The organism is Planktotalea sp., assembly GCF_039984035.1.
Lineage (GTDB): Bacteria > Pseudomonadota > Alphaproteobacteria > Rhodobacterales > Rhodobacteraceae > Planktotalea.
In genome coordinates this window covers 1-2732 of the sequence record NZ_JBDWVM010000027.1, presented here as the reverse complement: position 1 = coordinate 2732, position 2732 = coordinate 1, and the positions used below count along the sequence as shown (strand labels likewise).

Below are 2732 nucleotides of genomic sequence, written 5' to 3'. Positions count from 1 at the left end.
CGTTGTCTCAATTGATATAGATATGACACCCAGAGGTGCCCCTGATGACACCCACATACTAACTACAAAACAACTTGATCCTGTAAATAGTAATTGCTTAGAACAAAAGCACGCGGCGGGCGTTGAGCCTGAACTGCCAGTGCTTGAAAGCTCTGCAGAGGTCGATCTTGATATCAACTGGAGCACTCATACCAACAAGCACAAATCCGATATCGATATCCCGATGCTGATGCTCACCTGTCCGCACTTTGCACAGATGGCCCGAGGGGTGGAAGGATACATCCGAAACTGGAATGATCTCCACCGGGCCGCTGGTAAGATCCGAGGCATGGCCGGGATTTCTGAAAACGCCTGGAATACGTCGCAGAAAGCACTTGGTCCCGCTGTAGCATCTGCCGCAATAGCCCTCATCTTCGATAAGCACTCAACTGGAGAGGTCAAATCACCTGGGGGATATCTACGGGGTATGGTCGAGAAGGCGAGGGCAGGGGACCTGCACCTGGAGCGTAGTTTCCATGGCCGCCTGAGTGAAGTCAGGGCGCATTGATGATGGAGTTCGACAGCGAACGGCAGACGCGGTGGGGGAGCTGTTTAAAACCAACGTTTGTGTCGTTAGAGCAAGCTCGTAGAGCAGCCCTATTTCGAATGTGTCGAGATACGGCCTATGTTGAAACTCGGGATCCTGACCTCACGGGGTCGCTTACGGCTCAGTGCAGAATGACATCTTTGGCAAAACTTCTAATGATAAACCCAACCGTTTGGGCTATTTTGAGTGCGGCATGAAATAAGACGCTGCTCAGGTAGCGTTCAGCACGGTTTTGGCGATGTATCTCAATCCCTCGTTTAAGAAAGAACCAAATGGCGGCAACGAGCCCAAACTTCCAGACTTCTGTTATGCAGCGAATGTCCGGAAACGAGAGTCTAATTGTACATTATATCAGAGTTAGAAAGTAAATGCAGGGGTTCGCAAACACCTCGTGGGACGCCAGTCGAAACTTGCATCCTTCCAGTTTTATCTCTTTTGATGGAGGATGCTTTATGGCGTCATACAATGAAATTTCCACCGCAACGCTGACCCGTTTGGTCGGCACTACCGATTGTCCTGTTTTGCTCGATGTGCGCATTGATGAAGATTTTGATGCAGACCCACATTTGATTCCTGGTGCATATCGCCAACCGTTTTTGCGTGTTGGTGACCTTGCTGAAAGCCTCAAAGGCCAGCACGTCATCGTGTATTGTCAGAAGGGGCTTAAGATAAGCCAAGGTGCTGCTGCTATTCTGCGTAACAGTGGCGTTCAGGCAGAAGTTCTTGAAGGGGCCCAGTTTGCGTGGAGAGACGCCGGATTGCCCATGGTTCTTGCCGAAAACTTGCCTGCACTGACCCAGGCGGGCCATACCTTATGGGTGACACGGCACAGACCTAAGATCGACCGCATTGCGTGCCCATGGCTGATCCGGCGGTTCATTAATCCCAAAGCGCAGTTCCTGTTTGTTTCCGCGCCCCAAGTCCGCAACGTGGCCGAGCGTTTCGGCGCAACTCCGTTTGACATCGAAGACGTATTTTGGAGCCACGGGGACGACAGATGCACATTCGACACCATGATTGATGAGTTTGGCATCGAAAACAAAGCGCTGGCAAAGCTTGCTCCAATCGTGCGCGGCGCTGACACAAACGAGCCCGGCTTGGCACCAGAAGCCGCCGGGCTTTTGGCTGCATCGCTTGGCTTGTCGCGCATGTATCGCAATGATCTGGAACAGCAGGAAGCGGGTATGTTGCTTTATGATGCGTTTTACCGGTGGGCTCGCGATGCGACAGACGAAGGCCACGACTGGCCAGCCTCTTCGAAGAAGCCATAAGCATGACTGGTTCAAACAACGCCCACAAAGACGAAACGCCGTCTTTGGGAGAGGCAACGCGTGTCTGGTGGAAAATTGGTATCCTGTCATTTGGGGGACCTGCCGCTCAGATCGCATTGATGCATAAGGAAGTGGTCGAGGACCGTGGCTGGCTGTCCGAACGGCAGTATCTAAATGCGCTTAGCTTCTGCATGCTGTTGCCCGGTCCTGAGGCCATGCAGCTTGCAACCTACGCTGGTTGGCGGTTGCATGGCACTTTGGGTGGCCTGATTGCGGGCCTGTTGTTCGTGATCCCGGGCGCTGCGGTGATTATGACCCTCGCCGCGATTTACAGCGTTTACGGCAATGTGCCCTTGGTCGAAGCGCTGTTCTACGGGATCAAAGCTGCCGTTCTGGTGATTGTGGTTGAAGCGCTTTTGCGCGTCGCCAAGAAAGCACTGTCAGAGCGTGTACATTGGATCATCGCCGGTTTGGCCTTTGTGGGAATTTTCTTTCTCTCTATTCCTTATCCCTTGATTGTACTGCTGGCTGGCCTTGTAGGTTGGGTCGTGGGGACGACGAAAGAAGACCAACAGATCGTCGATATAGCGCATGTCTCGGTTGGAAAAGCGCTCGGCACAATTGCCAGTTGGCTGGCTATCTGGCTGCTTCCCCTGTTTGCGTTGGTGTGGTTGGGCGCGCCGGACCTGCTGGTCGAGGTTGGCACATTTTTTTCGACCCTCGCCATTGTTACCTTCGGGGGTGCTTACGCTGTTCTTGCGTATATGGCGCAAGACGTCGTTGTTCTGTTCGGCTGGTTGTCCGCCGGAGAAATGGTTGATGCGTTGGGCCTCGCGGAAACCACGCCAGGCCCGCTGATCCTTGTGACACAGTTC

At 53.2% G+C, this 2732-nt stretch carries 3 protein-coding genes; all 3 read left to right on the top strand.

What is annotated here, in order from left to right:
- The coding region (gene repC / locus ABJQ89_RS01215; protein WP_348494455.1) for a replication initiation protein RepC at nucleotides 1-547 on the top strand (547 nt) is incomplete at its 5' end.
- A 491-nt stretch (nucleotides 548-1038) separates the two neighbouring features.
- Complete coding sequence (locus ABJQ89_RS01210; RefSeq protein WP_348494454.1) at nucleotides 1039-1857, top strand: sulfurtransferase/chromate resistance protein; 819 nt, start codon at nucleotides 1039-1041, stop codon at nucleotides 1855-1857.
- 2 nt (nucleotides 1858-1859) lie between these two features.
- The coding region (gene chrA, locus ABJQ89_RS01205; RefSeq protein WP_348494453.1) for a chromate efflux transporter at nucleotides 1860-2732 on the top strand (873 nt) is incomplete at its 3' end.

Bases quoted from the DNA above. Each gene is read 5' to 3' on its own strand.
- ABJQ89_RS01210 (WP_348494454.1), top strand. From the start codon at position 1,039: ATGGCGTCATACAATGAAATTTCCACCGCAACGCTGACCCGTTTGGTC.